Source organism: Prevotella jejuni (assembly GCF_900187995.1).
In the GTDB taxonomy this organism is placed as follows: Bacteria; Bacteroidota; Bacteroidia; order Bacteroidales; family Bacteroidaceae; genus Prevotella; species Prevotella jejuni.
Genome location: NZ_FZNZ01000018.1, coordinates 38,632 through 63,770, shown reverse-complemented (window position 1 = coordinate 63,770; position 25,139 = coordinate 38,632). Strand labels below are relative to the sequence as shown.

General features: G+C 43.4%; 23 protein-coding genes. 8 read left to right on the top strand and 15 right to left on the bottom strand.

Annotation, left to right across the window (positions count from 1 at the left end):
* Positions 1-141: 141 nt before the first annotated feature.
* The 7 genes from CHB62_RS08315 to CHB62_RS08285 form a co-directional block, all read right to left on the bottom strand.
* A complete protein-coding gene (locus CHB62_RS08315; RefSeq protein WP_089366472.1) occupies positions 142-1,173 on the bottom strand; it encodes an AMP-binding protein in 1,032 nt (343 codons plus the stop codon).
* Positions 1,174-1,297: 124 nt separating this feature from the next.
* Positions 1,298-2,335, bottom strand: coding sequence for an o-succinylbenzoate synthase (locus CHB62_RS08310; protein ID WP_089366471.1), 1,038 nt, complete (start codon positions 2,333-2,335; stop codon positions 1,298-1,300).
* A 10-nt stretch (positions 2,336-2,345) separates the two neighbouring features.
* Complete coding sequence (locus CHB62_RS08305) at positions 2,346-2,897, bottom strand: four helix bundle suffix domain-containing protein (RefSeq protein WP_089366470.1); 552 nt, start codon at positions 2,895-2,897, stop codon at positions 2,346-2,348.
* Positions 2,898-3,052: 155 nt separating this feature from the next.
* The gene (gene menB, locus CHB62_RS08300; protein WP_089366469.1) at positions 3,053-3,880 is read right to left on the bottom strand and encodes a 1,4-dihydroxy-2-naphthoyl-CoA synthase; all 828 of its coding nucleotides are present in this window, start codon (positions 3,878-3,880) and stop codon (positions 3,053-3,055) included.
* 79 nt (positions 3,881-3,959) lie between these two features.
* Positions 3,960-5,624 (bottom strand): 2-succinyl-5-enolpyruvyl-6-hydroxy-3-cyclohexene-1-carboxylic-acid synthase, encoded by a 1,665-nt coding sequence (menD, locus tag CHB62_RS08295; RefSeq protein WP_089366468.1) that lies wholly within the window; start codon positions 5,622-5,624, stop codon positions 3,960-3,962.
* A 140-nt stretch (positions 5,625-5,764) separates the two neighbouring features.
* Complete coding sequence (locus CHB62_RS08290) at positions 5,765-6,811, bottom strand: isochorismate synthase (protein WP_089366467.1); 1,047 nt, start codon at positions 6,809-6,811, stop codon at positions 5,765-5,767.
* Positions 6,812-7,228 carry a PaaI family thioesterase gene (locus CHB62_RS08285; RefSeq protein ID WP_089366466.1) on the bottom strand — a complete coding sequence of 139 codons (417 nt, stop codon included), beginning with the start codon at positions 7,226-7,228 and terminating at the stop codon, positions 6,812-6,814.
* Positions 7,229-8,612: 1,384 nt separating this feature from the next.
* Here CHB62_RS08285 and lysS point away from each other — a divergent pair.
* The 4 genes from lysS to CHB62_RS08265 all read left to right on the top strand — a co-directional run bounded on the left by lysS (position 8,613) and on the right by CHB62_RS08265 (position 13,829).
* Positions 8,613-10,349, top strand: a complete 1,737-nt coding sequence (gene lysS / locus CHB62_RS08280; protein ID WP_089366465.1) for a lysine--tRNA ligase — start codon at positions 8,613-8,615, stop codon at positions 10,347-10,349.
* Between the two features lie 174 nt (positions 10,350-10,523).
* Entirely contained in the window at positions 10,524-11,519 is a 996-nt protein-coding gene (locus tag CHB62_RS08275) for an NAD(P)H-dependent glycerol-3-phosphate dehydrogenase (RefSeq protein ID WP_009011521.1), read from the top strand.
* Positions 11,520-11,525: 6 nt separating this feature from the next.
* Positions 11,526-12,881, top strand: coding sequence for a glucose-6-phosphate isomerase (locus CHB62_RS08270; RefSeq protein WP_089366464.1), 1,356 nt, complete (start codon positions 11,526-11,528; stop codon positions 12,879-12,881).
* Positions 12,882-13,094: 213 nt separating this feature from the next.
* The gene (locus CHB62_RS08265) at positions 13,095-13,829 is read left to right on the top strand and encodes an inorganic diphosphatase (RefSeq protein WP_089366463.1); all 735 of its coding nucleotides are present in this window, start codon (positions 13,095-13,097) and stop codon (positions 13,827-13,829) included.
* 197 nt (positions 13,830-14,026) lie between these two features.
* On the opposite strand, the gene rsgA is transcribed toward CHB62_RS08265, so the two are convergent.
* From rsgA to rsmA, 4 genes are all read right to left on the bottom strand, one after another.
* Entirely contained in the window at positions 14,027-14,971 is a 945-nt protein-coding gene (gene rsgA, locus CHB62_RS08260; protein WP_089366462.1) for a ribosome small subunit-dependent GTPase A, read from the bottom strand.
* A 154-nt stretch (positions 14,972-15,125) separates the two neighbouring features.
* Entirely contained in the window at positions 15,126-15,686 is a 561-nt protein-coding gene (gene frr, locus CHB62_RS08255) for a ribosome recycling factor (protein ID WP_009011525.1), read from the bottom strand.
* Positions 15,687-15,853: 167 nt separating this feature from the next.
* Positions 15,854-16,333 (bottom strand): GAF domain-containing protein, encoded by a 480-nt coding sequence (locus CHB62_RS08250; protein WP_089366461.1) that lies wholly within the window; start codon positions 16,331-16,333, stop codon positions 15,854-15,856.
* A 5-nt stretch (positions 16,334-16,338) separates the two neighbouring features.
* On the bottom strand, positions 16,339-17,142 hold the full coding sequence (rsmA, locus tag CHB62_RS08245) for a 16S rRNA (adenine(1518)-N(6)/adenine(1519)-N(6))-dimethyltransferase RsmA (protein ID WP_089366460.1): 804 nt from the start codon (positions 17,140-17,142) through the stop codon (positions 16,339-16,341).
* Positions 17,143-17,220: 78 nt separating this feature from the next.
* Here rsmA and CHB62_RS08240 point away from each other — a divergent pair, with 78 nt between their 5' ends.
* A complete protein-coding gene (locus tag CHB62_RS08240; protein WP_089366459.1) occupies positions 17,221-18,249 on the top strand; it encodes a lysylphosphatidylglycerol synthase transmembrane domain-containing protein in 1,029 nt (342 codons plus the stop codon).
* A 65-nt stretch (positions 18,250-18,314) separates the two neighbouring features.
* Complete coding sequence (locus tag CHB62_RS08235) at positions 18,315-19,769, top strand: aminoacyl-histidine dipeptidase (RefSeq protein ID WP_089366458.1); 1,455 nt, start codon at positions 18,315-18,317, stop codon at positions 19,767-19,769.
* Positions 19,770-20,600: 831 nt separating this feature from the next.
* On the opposite strand, the gene CHB62_RS08230 is transcribed toward CHB62_RS08235, so the two are convergent.
* From CHB62_RS08230 to CHB62_RS08215, 4 genes are all read right to left on the bottom strand, one after another.
* Positions 20,601-21,179 (bottom strand): hypothetical protein, encoded by a 579-nt coding sequence (locus tag CHB62_RS08230; RefSeq protein ID WP_089366481.1) that lies wholly within the window; start codon positions 21,177-21,179, stop codon positions 20,601-20,603.
* A gap of 471 nt (positions 21,180-21,650) precedes the next feature.
* Positions 21,651-22,073, bottom strand: coding sequence for an RNA-binding S4 domain-containing protein (locus CHB62_RS08225; RefSeq protein WP_089366457.1), 423 nt, complete (start codon positions 22,071-22,073; stop codon positions 21,651-21,653).
* A 31-nt stretch (positions 22,074-22,104) separates the two neighbouring features.
* Positions 22,105-22,677 (bottom strand): aminoacyl-tRNA hydrolase, encoded by a 573-nt coding sequence (gene pth, locus CHB62_RS08220; RefSeq protein WP_089366456.1) that lies wholly within the window; start codon positions 22,675-22,677, stop codon positions 22,105-22,107.
* Positions 22,678-22,712: 35 nt separating this feature from the next.
* Positions 22,713-23,315, bottom strand: coding sequence for a 50S ribosomal protein L25/general stress protein Ctc (locus tag CHB62_RS08215; RefSeq protein ID WP_089366455.1), 603 nt, complete (start codon positions 23,313-23,315; stop codon positions 22,713-22,715).
* A gap of 262 nt (positions 23,316-23,577) precedes the next feature.
* Here CHB62_RS08215 and nusB point away from each other — a divergent pair, with 262 nt between their 5' ends.
* Complete coding sequence (gene nusB, locus CHB62_RS08210; protein WP_089366454.1) at positions 23,578-24,651, top strand: transcription antitermination factor NusB; 1,074 nt, start codon at positions 23,578-23,580, stop codon at positions 24,649-24,651.
* A 157-nt stretch (positions 24,652-24,808) separates the two neighbouring features.
* The gene (gene yajC / locus CHB62_RS08205; protein ID WP_089366453.1) at positions 24,809-25,138 is read left to right on the top strand and encodes a preprotein translocase subunit YajC; all 330 of its coding nucleotides are present in this window, start codon (positions 24,809-24,811) and stop codon (positions 25,136-25,138) included.
* Position 25,139 lies beyond the last annotated feature (1 nt).

Below are 25,139 nucleotides of genomic sequence, written 5' to 3'. Positions count from 1 at the left end.
TTCTGAATAGGACTATCTGGGCAATATTGATAATCTTCTTGACTAATTTCTTAGCCCCTTGTCAAGAGGAGTGGGGATACCCCGCACGTGTTGTGCGGAGCTTGTATACCAATGTTATATATTGTCAGAAGGGGGATAATCTTATGTGTTTAACTTATTCATTTGGTGTGCTAAGGCTTTTATCTCAGCCCTTGCAGGTTTCCCTGTACCTGTTTTGGGGAGGGAGGGAACGTGGAAGACGAAGCGAGGCTGCCAGAATTTGGGGAGATGTCGTTGGCAGAGTGCTTTAATCTCATTGGTATTGTCTTGTGTTGAGAGCAAGACAACAGCTTCTCCAAAACGCTCATCTGGACAACAGGTTATGGCAAAGTCGGCTGTTAGATAGGGTTTTAGACGCTGTTCCACTTCCTCAATTTGAATCTTGATGCCGCCCGAGTCAATTACATTATCTTTCCTTCCGAGGATACGAAAACAAGGAGTTTTAGTGTTATCTTCTGTTGTGAAGGGGCTAATCTCAGCCCTGTCGTTGGTTACCAATGGATGTGAACATACAGCAGGGGCGTCAATGACAAGACAACCTTCCTCGTTGAGCCACACAGTCACACCCTCGAAAGGCTTATACCATTCGCTCGCATTGGGTCCGTTTAGGCGTCGTAGGGCTATGTGAGAGAGTGTTTCTGTCATACCGTATGTGATCCATACTGCATTAGGGAAGTCGAGTAGGGCCGCTGATAGTTTGTCGTCAATAGCACCACCACCTATTATTAGGTGGCGTATATGGCGTAATCTCTCACATTCTTTAGGTACTTGTAGGGAGTTATAAACCTGTAATGGTACCATAGCAGCAAAGGTTATCTCTTCGTCAGGGAGGTCTGCTTCTGCCAAGGAAGCATCAGATAGGGGATGTCCGGATGGTGTGACACTCAACAAACGCAGGTTGCGTTCGATACACCTTACCACTACCATTTTTCCCGCAATGTAGTCGAGTGGCATACAGAGTAAGGCTGTGTCGCCTGCTTTCAAGCCAAGGAAATCGCAGGTGATACGGGCTGAGTTGAGCATACGTTGCTTCTCCACCCACAGCGGTTTAGGCTTACCTGTAGAGCCACTGGTGTGTACAAGGAGTTGTGGACAGTCATTCTGCCATTCTGAAAGAAAGTCTTGTAGTGTCATTTTTGCTGTTTTTTGTGCTATTGGGCCAATGGGGCTAATAAGCCTAATAGGGCTAATAATAACTATCTTGTTCGTTATTTGTGCTATTGGCCTAATTAGCCTAATAGGGCTAATAATAACTATCTTAATCGCTGATCCATAGCTGATCGCGCCTTATCTCTAATGGCATTGGGATATTGTCAGTGAAGAGTTGTCCCGTACCTAATCCCTGTGGGGTGGTGATATTCGACCCATAGATATCTGCGGTTAGTTGTGCGATAGCATTCAGTCCGATGTTACTCTCAAGTGCTGAGGTTATCCATGAGCCGATGTTACGTTCCTTTGCCATTGTGATCCACTCCCTTGTACCCGTCATTCCCCCATGTAGACTCGGTTTGAGGATGATGTATTGTGGGCGGATTGTGTCGAGTAATAATGCTTTCTCGGCAGGGTCATTGGCCCCTATTAGTTCCTCATCGAGGGCTATCGGTAGCGGAGAATCAGCACACAAGCGTGCCATCTCCTGCCATTGATGCTGTCGGATAGGCTGTTCGATGGAATGAATGTCATATTGTGCCAGTGCTTCCAACCGTTGCATGGCCTCCTCAGGGGCAAAGGCTCCATTTGCATCAACACGTAGTTCGACCCGATCACGTGTGAAGGTCTGACGGATATGACGTATGAGTTCGATTTCTTTCTTGAAGTCTATTGCTCCTATCTTGAGCTTCACACACCGGAAGCCAGCCGTGAGTTTTGCTTCTAACCGCTGAAACATCTCGTCGAAGGACCCCATCCAAACGAGTCCGTTGATGGTGATTCCCTCTTCTCCTCGGCCAAACGACGTATTGAAGAGGTTGATACTTCCCTTGGCATCCAGCTGTGCCTTAGCCGTTTCCAACCCAAAGAGCATAGAGGGATAAGGCCGCATAGCATCAATGTCTATCCTCCCTGTACGACAAAAGTCCTCACAGAAGGTATGTAGTCTCTGCTCATATTGTTCGTCAGACATGGCGTCGCACGACAGGTCGGGGAGTGTTGCACATTCCCCTACACCCACAACTCCCGGTTGATTGGTGTCAGATAGTGTGACATAATAGCTTTTCCTCGTTGTGTAAACACCCCGTGAGGTACCTGCAGGGACGTGGAAATGGAGGGTGCGTGAGGTGATATTTATCTTGTACATAGTATAATCATTATTGCTTGTTTCGATATTCAATTCTTGCTCTTGTCATTTGCTCACGTATACCACCATGTTTAAGGAAATCCTCTTTGATGTAGTCTAAATATCTTCTAAGTATTACGTCTTCTTGATGAATCAGTGTGATGGCAATGTTCGCAATGGTTTCGTCGGTGCGTATCTGAATGGCATTTCGATAAAAAGAAGAGTCATTATGCTTGGCACATACGCGTCGAGCGATGATAGCATTCTTATCGTTTACATTCCATTTAGCAAGATCTCGGACACGAAGATAGTCTTCATAATCAATTAATAGTTCCTGTAGACTGGCGCGTGCAACGTTTACCAACTTTATTTCAGTTTCTGCAGAAGTCGTTGAGGCAGCACATCCTTCTGCAATGTTCTGCTTTCCCGAGCGAGCAGCTTGTACCATCTGGTCTATTGTCCTGTCGTTTCTTTCCAGAAAGTGGTGGGCAAAGTAGTAGGTGATATCGTATATACACTCAGCCTTCTGATAAGCTATTAGGTTTCGATAGTTGCCTTTTTGTGGCAAGAAAGGTGTTTCCATGATTGTTTCAATAGGATGTTGATAATAATAATTCTGTAAGGGTTATTGGCCTTATAGGGCTTATAGGCCTAATAGAGCAACAATTCTACAGTTCTTATTTATTAAAGGCAATATTGGCCTCATTGGTCTAATAAGGCCAATGAGGCTATAACCAATTATGGGAACTGCGGATACTTGTCAAAATCGGGCTTGCGCTTTTCAAGGAAGGCCTTGCCACCTTCCTGTGCCTCATCAAGTGTGTAGTAGAGCATGGTGGCGTCACCTGCAAGCTCCTGAATACCTGCCTGACCATCGAGTTCGGCGTTGAAGCCTGCCTTCATCATACGGAGGGCCAGTGGAGAACGCTCTATCATTGTCTCTGCCCATTCTATACACTCGTCTTCGAGATGGTCGAAAGGTACTACCTTATTGACTAGTCCCATGCGTTCTGCTTCTACTGCAGAGTATTGACGACACAAGAACCAGATTTCACGAGCCTTCTTCTGACCGACAATACGGGCCAGATACGATGCACCGAAACCAGCATCGAAAGAGCCTACCTTTGGTCCTGTCTGACCGAAGATGGCATTGTCTGATGCTATGGTGAGGTCGCATACCACGTGGAGGACGTGTCCACCACCAATGGCATAACCATTAACCATTGCGATGACAGGCTTTGGAAGACGTCTAATCTGCATCTGTAAGTCGAGTACATTGAGGCGTGGAACGCCATCAGAACCTATGTATCCACCATGTCCCTTCACGTGCATATCGCCTCCAGAGCAGAACGCCTTGTCGCCAGCACCAGTCAGTATAACGACGCGTATGTCAAGGGCTTCACGACAGTAGTTGAATGCCTGCGTCATTTCCCATACTGTCTTCGGTGTGAAAGCGTTACGATAGCGTGGGCGATTGATGGTTACTTTCGCTATGTGGTTATACTCTTCAAAGAGGATTTCCTCAAAGTTAAAGCCTTCAATAGGCTTCCATTCTCTTTTTTCCATAAGGTCTTTTTGTTTTTTATTGATTATAGGGAACTTGCCAAGTTGTTCCTAAAAAGAGGGTAGACCATGGCAAGTTTTTTTATTTAAAAGCTTGATAATAATCCTTCAAGGCTTGTGCATCATCTTCTACATTGGTGAATACTTCCAAAAGGACTGGTCCTTCTTCTGAGTTAAAGAATTTGTCAAGATTCTCATATAGCTCTTCTTTGTTGTGTGCAGATAGATAGACGATGTCATGTGCTTGGCAGACACCTTCCGCAGAGGTCGTATGCTCAGCACCAATAGCACTATCTCGGTAGGGAGAACGCTCCAATCCCGATAGCTGATGGAAGATTCCTCCACCACCATTATTAAGTAATAAGATAGAAAGATTGGGTGAGAGCGACTCGTTCCAGAGTGCGTTCTGATCATAGAAGAAGCTCAGGTCACCAATAACACAGTAGACATCCTCTTCGTCTTGATGTGCAATAGCATAACCGACAGCCGTTGACAAGGAGCCTTCAATACCATTCACACCTCGATTGACATAGATGTATTGGTCAGAGAAGATATTGCCGAGGCGCACTGCCGAGCTGTTGGCGTAGAAGAGTTGCCCATCAATAGCCTCTTCTCTCATCTTGTGATGAAAGGTCTTGACAGCCAACAGTTGTGAGAAACGTGGTTTTATCGTATTACGAATAGCCTTGGCTTTATCAAAGAGCTTGTCCCATTGTGTCACAAAAGCCTTTTGTTCCACTCCTACCGTCTCATTAGCAAGGATGCTGATAACCTCTTCTGCTGCCCCTTGGATAATGTCGGTTGTGTGCATAAAGGTGTCACAACAATCCCCCCCTTCGTTCACAACAATTGACATCTTGCATTCACTCTTACGAAGGAATTGACGAAGGCGTTTACTAACGATGGTCCCTCCTATATATATAAGGTGGTCTGGGTGGTAGCTGTCATCCCCTTCAATCATCATTAAAGCCTCATCCAGAGGTTGCGAAGGCCCAATATCGTCATCAGCCAATTTCTCTTGAATGACGACCGCAACCTTCTTTATCTCCTCGATAGGCTCAAGCAAGTTGCCTACAATTTCGGGGATTAGTTGTCCGAGGACGACCATTGGCTTTTTTGAACAGAAGAAATCTGCTGCTATTTCATAGACACTTGTGTCATTGGTCACAGCAGGGTAGACTGTGATACGACGTTCGTCGGGTAGTTGCATGACGTCGTAATCAAATAAAGGTTCGGTGATGGGCACATTGATATGTACAGGACCGCCACCATTCAGGTGTAGAGCATTCAGTGCTTCATTGACCAATCGGTTGCAATACCAGCGTTCCTCGTCGTTGTGAGGTTCGGGGAGTGTGACACTCTTGCGTACGTTTGGTTCTAATGCACGGTGTTGTTGTAGTGTTTGTCCGTCCTGTTGGTCAATCCACTGAGGCGGTCTGTCGGCTGAAATGATAACCAATGGACGCTTCTGATAGAAGGCTTCAGCGGCAGCAGGTGCCACGTTGAGCAAGGCCGACCCAGACGTAACGCAAACGACAACAGGTTCGTTGTCAGCCAAGGACATACCCAATGCCACAAATCCTGCCGACCGCTCGTCAGTCACGGGATAACATTCTATATCGGGACAAGCGCAGAGGTTGTGTACAATCGGTGAGTTACGAGAACCTGGACAGACAACTGCTTTTGTGATGCCTTCCTTTACGAGCAAGGCAGTAAGTATGTTAACGTTTTCTTTGGTGCTGTACATAATGGGTGATGGGTGATGGGTGTTGGGTGATGATGGTTAGGGTTATTGGGCTTATAGGGCCTATTTGGGCTATTGGGCTAATAAGGCTTATAGGGCCAATAAGCCTAATAAGCCTAATAAGGCCAATAATACTTATTAGGCTAATCCCTTATTAATAGCTTTCGCATTGTGTCGAGTTTAGATTCTGTCTCCAGCCATTCATTCTCCTCGATGCTGTCCTTTAAGAGACCACCACCTGCATAGAGGCGGCAAGCAGAACGGGAGAGTTGCATACAACGCAGCGTGACATAGAGGTTTGCCGTACCGTTTTCAGAGAGCAGTCCACTAAACCCACTGTAATAACCTCTGTTGAGTTGTTCGTTAGATAGGATGAATTGCTGTGCCTTATCCTTTGGTATACCACATACCGCAGGGGTAGGGTGGAAGGCTGTAAGGAAGGTTCCAAGGCGTTGCTGATCCTTGAGAAGAAAACGGAAATCTGTGCGGAGATGAGCCAGGTGGGCTGCACGTGTCGTGTAAGGTTCGCTTTCTGTAACCTCCATCGCAAACGGCTGTAAGCAAGTACGGATATAATCCGTCACAAGTTGTTGCTCCTCTCTATTCTTGTCAGACCATCTCATGTCTTCACCCGCATATCTCATCGTACCTGCTAAAGCCATGGTTTGATAGCCATTAGCGTCTCCACGGAGAAGAATCTCCGGACTTGCAATGAGCCACATACCTGTCTCTTGTGTGTAGAAAAGAGCGATGTATGAGCGAGGATACCTACTACAAGCATTTAAGAAAATGTCACGAGGACTCATGTGCTCGTCTTTCTGTTCGATGACCGAGCGAGCCAAGACCAATTTGCGGAATGTATTGCGTTCTAACTCACTATGGAAACGATAGAAATCATTGTGATACTCCTCACGATAAGCAATACTTGAGGCAGCAAACACTGCGTCGTCTTGCCATTCAGGAATAGCCTCAAAGCCTTCACTCCCATCTAATGGAAGAACGAGCGAAGTGCCCTTTGGCCCATCCAGCAAGTAGACTTTGTCATTAGTATGGCAACTGAAGGGAGCAATAACAAATCCTTCTCGTCCGTTAAGGGCTGTGAGGGAAGCGAAAGCTGACGGCTGTTCTGGTTGAGTATAGCAATGACAAACCTCTTCAAAAGGTTCGCGATAGATAAAAAAAGAATCCATTTACTTCTTCTGTGGTGCTATGACGTAGTTGGTAACTTGTACGCTTGAAATAAGTTCGTTATCGTCATTCTTGATGTCAATGTTCCATACGTGTAGCGTACGCCCTTTGTGAATCAGCTTTCCATAAGCTGTAACCGACCCACCGTAGGGCATTGCCTTGACATGATTACCGTGTACATTAATACCCATAGCCATCATCCCAGGGCATAAAGCCATCGATCCAACGCCTGCAAGGTTCTCTGCAAGAGCCAAAGACGCACCGCCTGCGAGGAAGCCAAAAGGCTGTTTATTACGGTCGTCGACCGCCATCCTTGCTTTTAAGGTGTCGTCTTCTGGTGTCGAAATAAACTCCATACCGAGTGTATGACTTAGTCCGTCTTCCCTTTTGATATGTTCCCAAACTTTATCTATATTCATTACTTTGTCTGTTTAATGCTATGCAAAGGTAGTAAAAAGTTAGATAGATTGCAACATTACAGCAATAGTTATGAGGTGCTAAGCGGCTATTAAATGTATGTTGTCATGTGTTCTGATGGATTATGTTATCCTAAGACTCATGTGCACAAAGGTATATGAAAGTTGGAGGGGTGGCATCCTCACTCACTGTTGCATAGGTGGTCTATCCCCAATTCCAGTTGGTCCTTTCTCCTTCCCCAGCTGGCTTTTTCCCCTTCTCCTCCCTCGATGGGAGAGGTGTAAAATGTGAGGTCACTCCTCATGAACTGCTGATAAAAGGAGAGGAAACATTACGCTTGCAGATTGAAATTGTGAGAGTAGTTCATTAATCACCCTCCTCTAAATTTGTATAGAGGTCGGTTGTGAGTCCGTTCTTGTCTGTCTTTTTCAGTAATCGTTCCCTCTCTCAATTGCGAAAGAGGCTGGGGACGTAACAAGAAGACGCCCTTCTACGTTAGAGAACATGCCCTTCTTGCATCAAGAAGACGTCCTTCTTGGGGCAAGAAAGGCATGTTCTTAAAAGCTATTTATAACACTCTGATTTCGTGTGGGTTATGAATGTGGTAATAGGGGGTATTATATCCTTGTTTTGAGGGTCATTAGCCCGAGTCCGTGTAATGACTTTTCGTAATCTCGCAGACCTATCAGAAGGGTGGAGTGATAGTCGAGACATCGCCTATGTGTACGTAAGAAAAAGTAAAAGGGAGTCATCCTTTCTTTCACAGATGACTACCGATTTATGTACATTGGTAGAGCCTTATAGATCCCCATAGCCAATTTAGTTCACATAGAGTGCCATTACTGACTATCGTAAATAATTAAATCCCCCCTCCTTCTTTTGTGCTATTCCAACCGAGCTAAGAGCAAAATGTGAAGATGTTAAGGATTGGCTGAATGAGAGGAAAAATATTTTTGCTGTCATATCTGTCATTCTTTTGTTGTATATAAGCTGTTGAATGATAACGAGTTAGCGTTAAATGTTAAAATGACAGCAACTTAGTTTAAAACTAAAACTGTAATTATAGCTCATCTCTTAGACGTTTTCAGAAGTCATTATTATTCTTATTGATTGCATGGTTATCTACTATCTATTATCACCGGGTAGGTATCTTGGAAGACTTTGTTGCATGATGTAGGTTGGAAGCAGCAGAGTTATGTAATCCGAACAGGCAGTTCGATAATAAAAACAAAATCTGTTTAGGCACTGAAAAGCAATATGGGATAAATCTTGAAAAGTAAGTGTTATAAATGCGAAGTAGCCATAAAAAAGTCAAAACCAGCCATAATTTGCGAATTATTTAGTAAATTTGCAAACTATAAGAATATATTCGATTTAATTATAAATATGAACGTTTTAGAATTATCTGAGCAGGAGATTGGTCGCCGCCAAAGCCTGCAAGAATTGCGAGAGATGGGGATTAATCCTTATCCAGCGGCAGAGTTCCCAACAAATGCTTACTCTACTGATATCAAAGAGCAGTTCAAAGAAGACGAGCACCGTGAGGTTGTAATTGCTGGTCGTATGATGGGACGTCGTGTTATGGGCAAGGCCTCCTTCGCAGAATTACAGGATAGTAAGGGTAGAATTCAGGTTTATATCACTCGAGATGACATCTGTCCGGGTGAAGATAAAGATTTATATAATAAGGTATTCAAGAAGTTACTCGACATAGGTGACTTTATCGGCGTTAAGGGTGAAGTGTTTAAGACACAGATGGGAGAAATCTCTGTACATGCAAAAGAGATTACCCTCTTGGCTAAAAGTTTGAAGCCACTGCCTATCGTAAAGTATAAGGACGGTGAAGCCTACGATAAGTTTGAAGATCCAGAACAGCGTTATCGTCAGCGTTATGTCGACCTCGTTGTGAATGATGGTGTGAAAGATACTTTCTTGAAGCGTGCCACCGTACTACGTACTATGCGTAAGTTCTTCGACGAGGCAGGATATACAGAGGTGGAGACGCCAACCTTGCAGAGTATTGCTGGTGGTGCAAGTGCACGTCCGTTCATCACCCACTTTAATGCTCTCAACATCGAGATGTATATGAGAATTGCAACAGAACTTTATCTGAAGCGTCTTATTGTCGGTGGTTTTGAGGGTGTTTATGAGATTGGTAAGAACTTCCGTAACGAAGGTATGGACCGTTTCCATAATCCAGAGTTCACTTGTATGGAGCTTTATGTACAGTACAAGGACTATAATTGGATGATGTCTTTCACCGAGAGATTGCTTGAGAAGATATGTACAGAGGTAAATGGAAAACCAGAAGTACAGGTCGGTGATAAGGTTATCAGCTTCAAGGCGCCATTCCGTAGACTGCCAATTCTTGACGCAATCAAGGAGAAGACGGGCTTTGACCTTAGTGATAAGACAGAGGAAGAAATCCGTAATATCGCTGTAAACGAGCTGAAATTAGAAGAGATAGACGAGAGCTTCGGTAAAGGAAAGCTTATTGACGAAATCTTCGGAGAGTTCTGTGAGGGTACATACGTACAACCAACCTTCATTACAGACTATCCTGTTGAGATGTCACCACTGACGAAGATGCACCGTTCAAAGCCAGGCTTGACAGAACGCTTTGAGTTGATGGTTAATGGAAAGGAGTTGGCTAATGCTTATTCAGAGCTTAACGACCCAATTGACCAGGAGGAACGTTTCGTAGAACAGATGCGCTTAGCAGATAAGGGTGATGACGAGGCGATGATTATTGACCAAGATTTCCTCCGTGCTTTGCAGTATGGTATGCCTCCAACTTCTGGTATCGGTATCGGTATCGACCGTTTGGTGATGCTGATGACAGGTAAGGAATACATACAGGAAGTATTGCTTTTCCCACAGATGAAGCCAGAACCAAAGATACCACAGTCTTCTGTTAAGGAATGGGCTGAGCTCGGAGTAGCTGAAGAGTGGGTCTATGTTCTGCGTAAGGCAGGCTTTAATCTCATCTCTGATATCAAAGAGGAGAAGGCACAAGGGCTGCAGCAGAAACTCGGAGAAATCAACAAGAAGTACAAGCTCGGCTACGAGAAGCCTTCTGTTGAGAATATTCAAAAGTGGATTGAAGAAGCAAATAAAAGATAAGAAAGTAGAAGCAAATAGGTAAGAAAGTAGGGAGTAAGCTATTGTTCTGATATAGGATAGAAGAAACAGGGAGATGGTGTTGCGTTAAGAGAGGGATTTATAACATCCTGCTGATACGCTAATCTTATCCCACTCTTAGCCTTATTACCCTATAACCTTTTTACTTTAGTGACTATGTTCGACATCGGTAAAATAGCAATCATAGGAAGCGGTAGCTGGGCAACGGCTATCGCTAAGATTGTTGTGGAGCATACGCATCATATTGGTTGGTACTTCCGACGTGACGATAAGATAGAAGAGTTTAAGCGGAGAGGACATAACCCAACCTATCTCACCAGTGTGAAGTTTAATATGAAGGAGGTGATGCTCTCATCAGATATCAATGCGATAGTACAAGAGTATGACACGTTGGTGTTTGTAACTCCTTCTCCTTATCTGAAAGCATTACTAAAGAAGCTGAAGACAAAGGTAAGTTCTAAGTTGATAGTGACAGCTATTAAGGGTATTGTTCCCGACGAGAACCTTGTGTGTTCGGAGTATTTCCATGAGGCATATAATGTGCCTTACGATAATCTTGCAGTCATTGGCGGTCCTTCTCATGCGGAGGAAGTGGCAATGGAACGCTTGACCTATCTCACAGTGGGCTGTTCTGACCTCAGTAAGGCACGTGCTTTTACGGAGGTGTTGGCATCAAACTATGTAAAGACAAAGACCTCTCCTGACGTCCTCGGTATAGAGTATGCATCTGTATTGAAGAATGTCTATGCCATTTCAGCCGGTATTTGTTCTGGTTTGAAGTATGGTGATAATTTTCAGGCAGTACTGATGTCAAATGCAATGCAGGAGATGGAGCGCTTCCTCAATACGATAAATCCTATCAAGCGGTCTATCATTGACAGTGTGTATCTTGGTGATCAATTGGTGACAGGATATAGTAAGTTCTCTCGAAACCACACCTTTGGTACAATGATAGGAAAAGGATACAGCGTTAAATCAGCACAGATAGAGATGGAGATGGTTGCTGAGGGCTACTTTGGAACAAAGTGTATGAAGGAGATAAATCGTCGTCTACATGTCAATATGCCTATCCTCGATGCTGTATATAACATCCTTTATGAACGTATTAGTCCACAAATAGAAATAAAATTATTAACAGATTCATTTAGATAAACACAAATGGAAAGTATTAAGTTAGACATCACAAAAGCGGTTCAGTTTCTGAATCCAGGCACAGTAGAGGCTTATGCCCCTCATGTTGCTGCAGCTCAAGACGCTTTAGAGAAGGCTACTTGCCCAGGTAATGACTTCCTTGGTTGGTTGCATTTACCATCAAGTATTACTCCAGCGTTCCTTGATGAGATTCAAGCAGTTGCCAATACACTCCGTGAGAAGTGTGAGGTGGTTGTCGTTGCAGGTATCGGTGGTTCTTACCTCGGTGCTCGCGCTGTCATTGAAGCATTGGGTAACAGCTTCGCTTGGCTTGTAAATGATAAGAAGAACCCAACTATCCTCTTTGCTGGTAACAATATTGGTGAGGATTATCTCGCCGAGTTAACAGACTATCTGAAGGATAAGAAGTTTGGTGTTATCAATATTTCTAAGTCTGGTACAACGACCGAGACTGCCCTTGCATTCCGTCTTTTGAAGAAGCAATGTGAGGATCAACTGGGCAAGGAGAATGCTAAGGATGTCATTGTTGCTATCACTGATGAGCACAAGGGTGCTGCACGTGCTGCTGCAACAAAGGAAGGCTATAAGACATTTATTATTCCTGATAATGTCGGTGGACGTTTCTCTGTACTCACTCCAGTTGGTTTGTTGCCTATCGCTGTTGCTGGTTTCGATGTAAAGAAGCTTGTTGAGGGTGCGCAGGTGATGGAGAAAGAGACTTCTGTTGATGTTCCTTTTGCAAATAACATTGCAGCACGTTACGCAGCAGTTCGTCAAGGTCTTTACTCACAAGCAGGCAAGAAGATCGAGATTGTAGCTAACTTCCAGCCAAAGCTTCATTTCTTTGCTGAGTGGTGGAAACAGCTCTATGGAGAGAGTGAAGGTAAGGATCGCAAGGGTATCTTCCCTGCAGCTTGTGACTTCACAACCGACCTCCACTCTATGGGTCAGTGGATTCAAGAGGGTGAACGTTCTATCTTTGAGACAGTCATCTCTATCGAGGAGCCTAATGCTAAGGTTCTCTTCCCACATGATGAGGAAAATCTTGATGGTTTGAACTTCCTCGCAGGTAAGCGTGTTGACGAGGTTAACAAGATGGCAGAGCTTGGTACACGCTTGGCACACGTTGATGGTGGTGTCCCTAACATCCGTGTTAGCGTTCCTAAACTGAATGAGTATTACCTCGGTCAGCTTATTTATTTCTTCGAGAAGGCCTGCGGTATTAGTGGTCTTGTACAAGAAGTTAATCCTTTCAATCAGCCAGGTGTTGAGGCATACAAGAAGAATATGTTTGCTCTTCTTAATAAGCCAGGGTACGAAGCAGAAAGTAAAGCTATTCAGGAAAGACTGACTAAGGAATAAGAACCTCTCCACAATCTCTTCTCGAAAGGGAGGGAAGCACCCTATCCAAGCTCCTCGAATGGGGAGGAATACCTACTGAAACGAAGTTAGGGTGGTGTGGATAGATGTCACGGAGAGTACTATTTATAATATTCTTACTATATCCTCAAGTTCTTCACATAGCTGAGGGACTTGAGGATAATAATATATAATAATAAGGTGAAGCAAGTTACGATGATGTCACAACCTCAGCAAGACAGCCCTTCCGTAGGAGAGTCTTGGAGAGAACCCAAGGTAGTCCTCTTTGATATGGACGGTGTTCTTTATGATTCAATGCCCAATCACGGTGTTGCTTGGCAGCGTGCTATGAAAGAGTTTGGTATCCACTTCACCCTTGAGGACTCATACGCAACGGAGGGAGCACGTGGAGTTGACACCATTCGTAAGTACGCAAAAGCCCAATTAGATAAGGAACTTAGTGAGGATGAGGCCCAGCGAATATATGATGTTAAGGCACATTATTTCCATGAAATGCATGAGGCTAAGGTGTTTGATGGTGTGATAGACCTCATGCGAAAGATTAAGAAGAGTGGGTTAAAGATAGGTATTGTCACAGGAAGTGCCCAACTTCCCCTGATAGAGCGTGTCACTCGTGACTTTGGTGAGTTTGTTTCTAAGGACCAGATAACGACGGCCTACGATGTGAAGCGTGGTAAACCGAATCCCGATCCTTACTTAATGGGATTGCAAAAAGCAGGTAACTATTCACCATCAGAGGGTATTGTTGTTGAAAATGCACCACTTGGAGTGCATGCAGGAGTAGCAGCTGGCTGCTATACGGTGGCCATCAATAGTGGTCCTTTGGCTGATTCGGTGCTCTTAAAAGAAGGAGCTAACATCCTTTTCCCTACCATTCGCAAGTTTACCGACAGTTGGGAGTGTGTATTAGAACATCTCACAAAGCGTTAATTTGGGCTTTTTTAGCTTTTAGTCTACTTGTTTTCTACTATCATTCGTATATTGAAAAAACAATTATAAAAGCTTCCTTCTTCAATTTATTTACGTGAAAAGAAATATTTTTCATCATGAAAATAAATATTTCTTGTCGTGAAGAAAAATCTTTCTTATCATGAAATAAAATTCAAGCAAACAAAAGAAACGTGAAGCTAAAAAGCCTCACGATATTTATTTTCATCCTTGTCTTCGAGCATAGAGAGGTAGCTATTGTAACGACTCTCAGCTATGTAGTGGTCTTCGACAGCCCTTCTTACAGCGCAGCCAGGCTCATGTGTGTGCGTACAGTTTGAGAATCTGCAGTCTTTTGAGAACTTAAAAATCTCACGGAAGTAGCTTGTCAGCTCTTCACGTTCTATATCGAATGTTCCAAAACCCTTTATTCCTGGTGTGTCAATAAGATATCCACCTATAGGCAACTCCAGCATCTCGCTGAATGTTGTAGTGTGCATACCCGTGTTGTGAACATCAGATATCTCAGCCGTACGAAGGTTGACATGGGGTAGGAGAGCATTGATGATGGTTGATTTCCCTACGCCACTATTCCCACTCAAAAGGGTCACTTTACCAGCCAGTAAAGGCTTTAGTTTCTCCACGCTAAACTCGTTATCTGCTTCAGCGCTTGCCTGTATCTCTACACATTGATATCCGATAGTGTCATAGAGATTCATTACGGCATGCTGGTAACGTAATTCGTCCTCCTCAAGTAAGTCGTGCTTATTGAAGATGAGTGTTACTGGGATGCGATAAGCTTCAGCACTGGCAAGGAAGCGGTCGATAAAGGTTGTGGATGTTTCAGGATAGTTTGTTGTGACAACCAGGAACGCTTGATCGATGTTGGCAGCAATGATATGGCTCTGTTTTGATAGGTTAGGTGACTTTCGGATGATATAGTTTCGTCGGTCTTCTATCTCTGTGATGAAGGCCGTTCCCTCTTGGTTGGGCGTGATAACAACATGATCACCCACAGCTACAGGGTTAGTTGAGCGTATTCCTTTCAGTCGGAAGTTACCCTTAATCTTGCTATCTATCGTCTTGCCGTCATCGGTCTTCACCGTGTACCAGCTACCTGTGTTCTTAATTACTAAGCCGCGCATAAAAATAAAAGAGAGTGGCCCCTCTCACTTACCCCTCCCCCAAAGGGAGGGGAGTAGTTACCGCTATTAATCTGAATAGAATTGTGATAATCGGTACATATTACTCCCCTCCCTTTGGGGGAGGGGTAAGGGGGAGGGGCCGTTGTGTGCTTTATTAAACGGTCATAATCTCTTTCTGCTTATCTTCTAACAGCGTATCAACCTGCTTGATAAACTTGTCATGAATCTTCTGTAAGCTGTCTTCTGCGTCCTTCTCATTGTCTTCAGAGAGGCCATCTTTGATAGCTTTCTTCAGTTTCTCCTTGATATCAGAGCGAACATTACGTATCTCAACCTTGGTACGCTCGCCTATTTTGTTGCATTGCTTCACCAAGTCGCGACGACGTTCCTCGGTAGGTTGAGGCAAGTTAAGGCGAATCAGCTCACCATTGTTCTCTGGTGTGATACCAACATCTGAGTCCATAATAGCCTTTTCAATGTCCTTGATGGCTTTCTTATCCCATGGCTTGATAGCGATGGTACGTGCGTCAGGCACCATGACAGAGGCAACCTGATTCAAAGGAACCTTTGAACCGTATGAATCTACTCGTACACCATCGAGGATGGCTACGTTTGCACGGCCAGCACGGATGCGCTGCAACTCATCACCGAGATACATCGTTGCCATTTCCATGCGCTCGCTGGCATCATTTAATGTCTGCTTAACGTCTATCATATTCCGTTGTGTTATTATTCAATGTTACAAAAATAGGTATTAATTCGGATATGTACAAGATTTTACTTTACTTTTTTGTCAAAACAAGGTCTTACTCCTTATACACTATCCGTATCGTTGGGAGGTTAGCTACTATTCTTACTTAAAATAAGCTTCTCAATCCTTCTTTATAAGAAGAGGTCTTGTGTTTCTTCCATGAGTAAGTCGATGATATGTCCTAAGCCTTCTTTGTCGTCTTCGTCGAAGTCGTTGAGGCGGGTGCTATCGATATCGAGTACACCACGGAAGGTATGTGTATCATCATACATAGGGACAACAATCTCACTGCGAGAAAGACTACTACAAGCAATGTGTCCAGGGAATGTCTCTACATCGGGAACAATGAGTGTGTGTCCTTCTTCCCATGCTTTCCCGCAGACACCTTTACCGTATGGGATGGTGTAACAAGCTACTGACCCTTGAAAAGGACCTAATCTCAGCATATTGCCATGTGCTTGTAGATAAAAGCCCACCCAAAAGAAACGCTCTGGGAAGGCCTCATGTAGTGCTGCTGATACATTCGCTAAGATGCCAATGAGGTTTGTTTCATCTTTTATCAAACCTACAATCTGCGTTGTAAGTTGTTCATATTGCTCCTTTCTTGTCATGTACTCTATTGTTGATAATTAACTAATTGCGCCTCAACCATGTTTGTTAGTTCAACAAACTGAGCGATAGACAATTGTTCAGGACGTTTGGTCATGATGTCTTGCTCATAGAAACCATTCGTTGGTTTACCAGTATTGAAGATCTGACGTAGGCTCACACGCAACATCTTACGACGCTGATTGAAGACAGTCTTTACCACACGCTTGAAGAGTTTCTCGTCACATCCGATGTCTGTCACATCATTGCGTGTCATACGGATAACGGCACTCTTCACCTTTGGTGGTGGGTTGAAGACATTCTCATCTACAGTAAAGAGATATTCTACATCATACCATGCTTGTATCAAGACAGACAATATTCCGTAAGCCTTTGAACCTGGTGCAGCAGCCATACGCTGTGCTACTTCACGCTGAATCATACCCGTACAGCAAGGAATAAGGTCTTTATACTCAAGCATCTTGAAGAAGATTTGAGATGAGATGTCGTATGGGTAGTTACCAGTCAGTACGAATTGTTTTCCGTCAAAGACCTTTGTCAAGTCCATAAGGAGAAAGTCCTCCCCAAGAATATTCTCTCTTAACTTAGGGAACTTATCGTAGAGAAAAGCCACACTCTCCGTATCTATCTCTACAGCTTTCACTTCACGTGGCTTCTCAACAAGGTATTGAGTAAGGACACCCATACCCGGTCCTATCTCTAATACCGGTATGTCAGGACAGGCATCAACGGTGTCAGCAATCTGACGAGCGATGTTTAAGTCGGTAAGAAAGTGCTGACCCAAATTCTTCTTTGGCTTGACTAATTTCATAATTTTTCTTTATTTGCCTACAAAGATACTCATTTTATTTTGCATTAAAAAACATTTTAATTATCTTTGCTCCATTATATGAGGACGAAGAAACTGTTCAACAATACTGTGAAGATTGCATTGCCGTTACTACTTGGAAGTGCAATCCTCTATTGGATGTACCGGGGATTCGACTTCTCCAGCATCAAGCATGTGTTATTACATGATATGAACTGGACCTGGATGATTCTCTCTCTCCCCTTCGGCATACTGGCGCAAGCATTTCGTGGGTGGAGGTGGAAGCAGAGTCTTGAGCCTATTGGCGAGCATCCACGTTCGTCGGTATGTGTCAACTCAATCTTCCTTTCTTACGCTGTTAGTCTGCTTATCCCTCGCATAGGAGAGTTTGCTCGCTGTGGTGTATTGAATAGGTATGATAAAGTAGCCTTCCCGAAAGCTATCGGAACGGTAGTTACTGAACGCGCAGTAGACACGATTATCGTATTACTTATCAGTGCTACAGCCTTCTTAATGCAGATAGGAGTCTTTACAAACTTCTTCTCTAAGACGGGAACACGCATTGATGATGTCTTCGGAATGTTCTCATCAACAGGCTGGTTGGTAACAGCTATCTGTGGTGTAGCATCTGTTATCCTCATCTATTATGTGTTACGTCACTTGTCTTTCTATAAGAAAGTGAAGGAAATGTTTAGTGGTATATGGCAGGGAATTAGCTCATTACGTAAAGTAAAGAATATTCCCTTGTTTATCTTCTACAGTCTGGCGATATGGGGAAGTTATTTCCTACATTATTACTTGACGTTCTTTTGTTTTGATGCAACAGCAACCCTCGGTCTTTCATGTGCACTTGTGAGTTTCGTTGTTGGCTCGGTAGCCGTTATAGTACCGACACCTAACGGGGCAGGACCATGGCACTTTGCTGTCAAGACAATGCTGATACTCTATGGAGTGGCAGACAATCAGGCACTCTATTTCGTACTGATTGTACATACCATTCAGACCTTATTGGTTATTCTCTTGGGCATCTATGCATGGATAGCACTAAGTTTCACCAAGACACCAGTGTCTTTAGGTCGTCCAACCGAGCTTACTCGTCCTGCAGAGTAAGGGTAGAAGAAGAATCTATTGAGCGAATGAATAAACAATGATAATAACCTTTTAAAATCAACATTATGAGTGAAATCAGAAATCTTAAGCCTGAAGGCCTTTGGAGAAACTTTGATGATCTGACACAGGTTCCACGCCCTTCAGGATTACCAGAGAAAGTACAGCAATTCTTGTTAGACTTTGCTAAAAGAGTAGGTGTTGAGTCTTATATCGATGCTGGCGGCAATGTCGTTATGCGTAAGCCTGCCACACCAGGATACGAAAACCGCAAGACGGTTCTGTTGCAGGCTCACATGGATATGGTTCCACAGAAGGCTCCAGATAGTAACCATAACTTTGAGACCGATCCTATAGTCACACATATCGTGGATGGATGGGTTTATGCAAACAATACTACCCTTGGTGCTGATGATGGTATTGGTGTTGCAGCTATCATGGCAATCATGGAAGATAAGACCTTGAAGCATGGTGTTGTAGAGGCATTGATTACTCGTGATGAAGAGACGGGTATGTATGGTGTCAATGAAATGCCAAGTGGTGAGTTGCATAGTGATATCCTTATGAACCTTGACTCAGAGACTTGGGGTAAGTTTGTGATTGGTTCTGCTGGTGGTGTCGACATTACTTCAACATTAGAATATAAGGAGGTTGAGAACGATCAGGAAGCTGCTGTAAAGGTGACCTTAAAGGGTCTTCGTGGTGGTCACTCTGGTCTTGAGATCAATGAGGGGCGTGCCAATGCTAATAAGGAGATGGTTCGCTTTGTACGCAATGCAGTTACTGAACTTGGTGCACGCTTAGCTTCTTGGGAAGGTGGTAATATGCGCAATGCTATTCCATTCAAGGCAGAGGTTGTTTTGGCGTTGCCACAGAGCAATGTTGCAGCTTTGAAGGATATGGTTGCACGCCAGAAAGCACTCTTAGAAGACGAGTTCAAGGGTATTGAACCAAATGTAGAGTTCTTCGTAGAGGATGTTGAGAAGCCTGCAAATCTTGTCCCTGTAGACATTCAGGACAATCTTATTGATGCAATCTATGCTTGCCACAATGGTGTGTTACGCATGATTCCTTCGTATCCAAACGTTGTTGAGACTTCGTCAAACCTTGCAATTATACATATTGAGCCAACTAAGGCCTCTATTATGATTCTTGCTCGTTCAAGCCGTGAGGACATGAGAGATTATATCTCTACTCAGTTGGAGAGCTGCTTCAATATGGCTGGCATGAAGACAGTCTTCAGCGGCCAATATGGTGGATGGGACCCTAATCCAGATAGCGAAATCCTTAACCTTTTGAAGAAGGTCTATAAGGAACAGAATGGTGAAGAGGGTATTGTACAGGTTGACCACGCTGGTCTTGAATGTTCAGTTATCCTTGGCAAGTATCCAGGTATGGATGTTGTTAGTCTTGGTCCAACTCTCCGCAGTCCACATACAGCGAAGGAACGTCTTGAGATAGCAACTGTTGAGCCTTTCTGGAAACTTCTCGTTCAGACTTTGGAGGAGATCCCTGTTAAGTAAGGTAGATTACAAATAGAACAAAGGAAACAACGGCCTTACGCTTCTTCTATGAGGGAGTGGTAGGCCGTTTATTGTTTTATTGTAAAAAGCTATTCGTCTTGGAGGGTAAGAAAAATCATTACATACATGTGAACTGAATACGCTCTAAATAGGTGACTATGGCCTTTTAGAATGAGGCTTACAAACTACAATATATCAGATAGTTACATACTGGGTTGGAGAATACGCCCTTCTTGCCTCAAGAAAGGCGTATTCAAGGTGCAAGAAGGGCATGTCCTTGAATGTTGAAAGGCGTCTTCTTCACCCGAGAAGGGCAAGTATTAGAATTGAGAGAAGTGAAAATTGTTGACAATTAGTCAAAGAACTAAAGCGCGAAGGGGTATGAAGGAAAGTTCCTTTTGGGAATTAAAAGGTTGCAAAGGAGTGAAGGATAGATAAGACAATACTGGTTACACACGTTAAGGCAGTATATCACAACAATTGAGGTGTACGCTAATAGAGTCGTTGGTTACTCCTTTCTCTCTAAGACTTACATTCTAAGGATGGGTTAGTTAAGTCTTATTCAATACCAAAAGCATGGGATGTATCGAATTTGACAACGGTGTTCTATGTTATATATGTACATGAGCTGCAGCTAAAAAAGGTGGATGAAGCATCGCTTATTGAGTATGCTCCTGTCCATGGGAGTAGTGAGTGTGTTGAAATGAAGCATGATAGCGGTGTTAACCATTGGTATGAATAGATAAGGTAATAGCTTAACTATTCCTTATACAGCAAAGCAAGGACGCTCTCAGCGTGCGTCCCTGCTTTTTGTTAGTATCTAACTGAAGATTAAAAAGCCCAACCGAAGCCAAGATAGGGATAGATGAAGGACTTCTTAACTGCATTCTTCTCGCCAAGAGTAAAAGAAGGACTGAAACCTGCACGGAACAGGAAACCCTTGTTAGATACGTGACGATAGCCTATGTTCCCAAAGAAATAGTAGCCGAATTGGTTACGACTCTCATTGTAAGCCAGCCAGGTCTTTATTCCTTCAGGAGTGTTATACTCTCCCACAGCATGCTTCTGCTGGTCAGCTGACAGCGAAGATGTAGGGCCATCTACAGACTCCACAAAGATACCGTGTATATTGTATATACCCACACTTGTACCTACACCAACCTCAAGATTATTCTTTTGGCTACCTAAGAGATAGTTAACTTCCAATGGTACAGCATAGCCACGTACGTCTGAACCTTCCCAGAATATATTGGAATTATGACCATAACCGAAGCTCAATCCGGCTCTCCACCCAAAGCGTGTATGGTCGTTGAAACGTGCATCATAGTTGATACCTACAAGGTTAGAGGCACCTAATAGTTCCAAGTAAACGGCTTTATCCTTATCCAATCCAGTCGTCTCTTGTGCCATAGCCGCCGTTTGTAAGCCAAAGAACAAGGTGAAAATGAGTAGTTTCTTCATTTGTTTAGTTTTATTAAATCCATTTGCAAAGATATGAAATAAAATGAATAAAGATGAATGAAAGGCTAACTTTGTAGGGATACGATAAGTTTGGTTATTGTTGATGGGCTTTTAATAGGTGTAGGTTCGATAAGCTAAAGATGTTTGGAGTAGTATGTTTTGTATTTTATTTGTCATGTCCTTTATCTCTGTGGAAAACTTATTGTTCTTAAAGGCACCCGTTATATAAGTTGAAGATATGTTTTTGATTTGTCATTATTATATAAGAAAACACGACTTACCTGTCCGCTTATTATCGTTGTTTGCGGTACGTAAGTCGTGTTTTCTTATTTCTTATGAAGTCACATGGTGCAAATATGGTTTCAATAGAGGCCTTGTAAGACAGTCTATAAATTATGTATAACCAAGTTGATAGAACCTTTAGAAATCGTCTTCCTTGTCGTCCTCTTCATCAAAGCCAAATAGGGCAGGGTCGACGAAAGCATCCATCTGACGGCGGTCCTTCTTAGTTGGGCGTCCTGTACCACGTGCTCTGTCAACGAAACCACTGATACGGCTCATCTCTAAAAGCTCGTATTGCTTTGCATCGGTCACATTCTCGTAGACTTCAGGGATGAGTTTTGCACCCACACGTTGCTCAATTGGCTTGAGAACCTTGAACGAATAGGTGATAGGCGACTTCTTAACACTCACCACTTCACCCGCCTTAATGGTATGAGAAGGCTTCACGTTGACACCATTTATTGTGATACGACCGTTTTTGCAGGCATCCGCTGCAATCGAGCGAGTCTTATAGATGCGGGCTGCCCATAGCCATTTGTCAATTCTTGCAGTATCGTTCATAACTTCATTTGATGTTAGAGAGCGTGTACTATTACTTCTTTCCGAGTTTATTAAACTGGTTCATCGTGATGTCGATACCAGCAAGAACAAAGCTCTTGATGATTTCTACACCTAAATCGATAGCTGGTTGAAGCTCCTTCATTTGTTCGTCAGAGTAGTGTCCCAGCACCCAGTCGACCTGTCCTCCACGTGGATAGTCATTGCCAACACCCATACGTAAGCGGGCATAGTTCTGTCCGATAAGTTGTTGAATATGTCCTAAACCATTATGCCCACCATTTGAGCCACTTCCTTTCAAGCGGAAAGCACCTAATGGAAGAGCAACGTCGTCGGAGATAACCAAGAGTCGACTCTGGTCGATATTCTCTTTGTTGAGCCAGTAGCGCACGGCATTACCAGAGAGATTCATGAATGTCGTAGGCTTCAAAAGAATAATCTTACGGCCCTTGATGGTTGTCTCTGCGATGAAACCATAACGCTTATCCTCAAAAACAATATTGGACGCTTTAGCGAAAGCGTCCAATACCATAAATCCTGTATTGTGTCGGGTCCCATCGTATTCATACCCTGGGTTACCCAATCCACAAATTAAATACTTGTCCAATTTCCTATATTAAGTTAATTGTTGGCGTAGGATTACTATGCCTCAGCAGCTGCTGCAGCCTGCGCAGCTTGGATAGAATTACGTGTAGCCTTGATAGAGCAAACTACAACCTCCTTTGGTGTTACCAGCTCAAGACCCTCGAAGCTCAACTCGCCAACCTTGATACTCTTACCAAGACGAAGTTCTGTAACGTTGATATCGAGGTGCTCTGGAATCTGCTGATAAGGAGCCTTAACGTTAATCTTACGGATAGAGAGGTTCATACGACCACCATCACGAACACCCTGTGCCAAACCAACGAGCTTAACAGGAACGCCGATAGTGATAGGCTTCTGGTCATTTACCTCATAGAAATCTACGTGAAGCAGTGCATCTGTTACTGGGTGGAACTGAAGCTCTTTGAGAACTGCAGTGTGTCTCTCGCCATCAATAACCAACTCAACAACGTAGATGTGTGGTGTGTAAACCAATTTACGCAACTCTGACATAGGAGCAGTGAAAGAGAAGGCTACTGGTTTGCCATCCTGCTGAGCCTCACCATAGAGGTTACATGGGATTAAACCTTCCTTACGGAGCTGCTTAGAAGCTTTCTTTCCAAGGTCTGTACGCTTCTGACCTGATACTTTAATTTCTTTCATAATTGTGTTACTCTAAATTAATATGAACTTTAATTCGCCATCACACACTGAGTGATTAAGGAATTGGAAATCTTTATCTATATCCATAACTTTCAATCCTCAATTTGCAAAAAGCGCTGCAAAGATACCGCTTTTAGCTGGATTAAGCAAGTAATCAATAAAAAAACATAGAAAAAGATAGTAATGTTTGCACGTACGAAGGATTTTTCCTACATTTGCAAAATAAAGTATTCAATACGAAACACAATCTTTAGAAAAGGCAATGATCAATAGGGAATTAATTAGAATTAAGATTGTCCAGTTAACCTATGCATACTATCAGAACGGTAACAGGAATATGGACAATGCTGAAAAGGAACTACTTTTCAGCTTGGCGAAAGCGTATGATCTCTACAATTACCTCTTGGCTTTAATCGTATCCATAACTCAAGAGGAGCGTCATCGTGTGGAGATTGCTGCTAATCGTGCTACCCGTGAGGGGACAGAGGCTCCCTCAAGTCGTTTTGTAGATAATAAATTCGCTCTTCAGTTGGAGGAGAATAAGCAGCTAAACCTGTTCATGGAATCACAGAAACGCCGTTGGGAAGATGATATGGAGGCTGTTCGTAAACTCTGCGACCAGATAGAACAGAGTACAATCTACCAAGAGTACATGAATGGTGATGATGATTCATACGAAGCCGACCGTGAGGTATGGCGTAAGATATATCGTACGCTAATACAGGAGAACCCTGACTTGGATGTAGTCTTGGAGGAGAAGAGCCTTTATTGGAATGATGATAAGGAGGTTGTTGATACCTTTGTTATCAAGACTATCAAGCGTTTTGACCCAGCTAATGGCGCTGATCAGGAGCTTCTACCGGAGTATCGCGACGAAGAAGACCGTGATTTCGCTCTTAAGCTATTCCGTTCGACAATCCTCAATGCCGATGACTATCAGCGTTACATGAGTGAGTCAAGTCGTAATTGGGATTTCTCTCGTTTGGCATATATGGATGTTGTCATCATGCAGATAGCTATTGCAGAGATGTTGACATTCCCAAATATACCAGTGACGGTAACGATCAACGAGTATGTTGACTTAGCTAAGTTATATAGTACACCACGTAGTGGCGGATATATCAACGGTATGCTTGATACGATTGCACGTCATCTCATACAGATTGGTATGATGATGAAGACGATGCCAGAGCCTCGTCCTCGTCATCCTCATAATGAACGTCAAGACAATAGGGCTACTCGTCGTGAAGGCCGTCGCCCTACGATTGCGCAAACTTCTGCTCAGCGTGTTGCTAATCGTCAGCAACAAGAGCCAGAACAGGCTGTAGAGGAATAAGGAGTTAGCGTATAGAGAGAATAACAATAAGCATTGATAAGGATGCGAAACTCATGTGAATGGTTCTCATATACATTATGATAGCCACCAAAGGAGTAGGTTCTGTTGTTTACTCTCTCTTACTTATTACATTATAGAATATAATAACTGATAAATAATGAATACAACATTAATCCTCGCAGCTCAGGCTGCAAATCAAGGTAGTCCAATGCCTATGATAATCATGATGGTCGCTATCTTTGCCATCATGTGGTTCTTCATGATTCGTCCACAACAGAAGAAGCAGAAGGAAATTCGTGCTTTTCAGAATGCGCTCTCAGTAGGTGACTCTGTTGTAACTGGTGGTGGAATCTATGGAACAGTAAAGCATATTGATATGACAACCAATAAGGTTGAAGTCGAAATAGCACGTGGTGTTGTTATCACTGTTGATAAGAACTACGTATTTGCAAACGTACAGGCTTCTCAGCAGGGACAGACTAAATAAA

Excerpts from the sequence above, each read along its gene's own strand:
- frr (WP_009011525.1), bottom strand. The coding sequence starts at position 15,686 with ATGATAGACGTTAAGCAGACATTAAATGATGCCAGCGAGCGCATGGAA.
- CHB62_RS08290 (WP_089366467.1), bottom strand. The coding sequence starts at position 6,811 with ATGGATTCTTTTTTTATCTATCGCGAACCTTTTGAAGAGGTTTGTCAT.
- yajC (WP_089366453.1), top strand. The coding sequence starts at position 24,809 with ATGAATACAACATTAATCCTCGCAGCTCAGGCTGCAAATCAAGGTAGT.
- rsmA (WP_089366460.1), bottom strand. The coding sequence starts at position 17,142 with ATGAAATTAGTCAAGCCAAAGAAGAATTTGGGTCAGCACTTTCTTACC.
- CHB62_RS08310 (WP_089366471.1), bottom strand. The coding sequence starts at position 2,335 with ATGTACAAGATAAATATCACCTCACGCACCCTCCATTTCCACGTCCCT.
- nusB (WP_089366454.1), top strand. The coding sequence starts at position 23,578 with ATGATCAATAGGGAATTAATTAGAATTAAGATTGTCCAGTTAACCTAT.
- rsgA (WP_089366462.1), bottom strand. The coding sequence starts at position 14,971 with ATGCGCGGCTTAGTAATTAAGAACACAGGTAGCTGGTACACGGTGAAG.
- CHB62_RS08240 (WP_089366459.1), top strand. The coding sequence starts at position 17,221 with ATGAGGACGAAGAAACTGTTCAACAATACTGTGAAGATTGCATTGCCG.
- CHB62_RS08225 (WP_089366457.1), bottom strand. The coding sequence starts at position 22,073 with ATGAACGATACTGCAAGAATTGACAAATGGCTATGGGCAGCCCGCATC.
- CHB62_RS08250 (WP_089366461.1), bottom strand. The coding sequence starts at position 16,333 with ATGACAAGAAAGGAGCAATATGAACAACTTACAACGCAGATTGTAGGT.
- CHB62_RS08235 (WP_089366458.1), top strand. The coding sequence starts at position 18,315 with ATGAGTGAAATCAGAAATCTTAAGCCTGAAGGCCTTTGGAGAAACTTT.
- CHB62_RS08215 (WP_089366455.1), bottom strand. The coding sequence starts at position 23,315 with ATGAAAGAAATTAAAGTATCAGGTCAGAAGCGTACAGACCTTGGAAAG.
- CHB62_RS08315 (WP_089366472.1), bottom strand. The coding sequence starts at position 1,173 with ATGACACTACAAGACTTTCTTTCAGAATGGCAGAATGACTGTCCACAA.
- menB (WP_089366469.1), bottom strand. The coding sequence starts at position 3,880 with ATGGAAAAAAGAGAATGGAAGCCTATTGAAGGCTTTAACTTTGAGGAA.
- CHB62_RS08285 (WP_089366466.1), bottom strand. The coding sequence starts at position 7,228 with ATGAATATAGATAAAGTTTGGGAACATATCAAAAGGGAAGACGGACTA.
- CHB62_RS08230 (WP_089366481.1), bottom strand. The coding sequence starts at position 21,179 with ATGGCACAAGAGACGACTGGATTGGATAAGGATAAAGCCGTTTACTTG.
- CHB62_RS08270 (WP_089366464.1), top strand. The coding sequence starts at position 11,526 with ATGGAAAGTATTAAGTTAGACATCACAAAAGCGGTTCAGTTTCTGAAT.
- CHB62_RS08305 (WP_089366470.1), bottom strand. The coding sequence starts at position 2,897 with ATGGAAACACCTTTCTTGCCACAAAAAGGCAACTATCGAAACCTAATA.
- menD (WP_089366468.1), bottom strand. The coding sequence starts at position 5,624 with ATGTACAGCACCAAAGAAAACGTTAACATACTTACTGCCTTGCTCGTA.
- lysS (WP_089366465.1), top strand. The coding sequence starts at position 8,613 with ATGAACGTTTTAGAATTATCTGAGCAGGAGATTGGTCGCCGCCAAAGC.
- CHB62_RS08265 (WP_089366463.1), top strand. The coding sequence starts at position 13,095 with ATGATGTCACAACCTCAGCAAGACAGCCCTTCCGTAGGAGAGTCTTGG.
- CHB62_RS08275 (WP_009011521.1), top strand. The coding sequence starts at position 10,524 with ATGTTCGACATCGGTAAAATAGCAATCATAGGAAGCGGTAGCTGGGCA.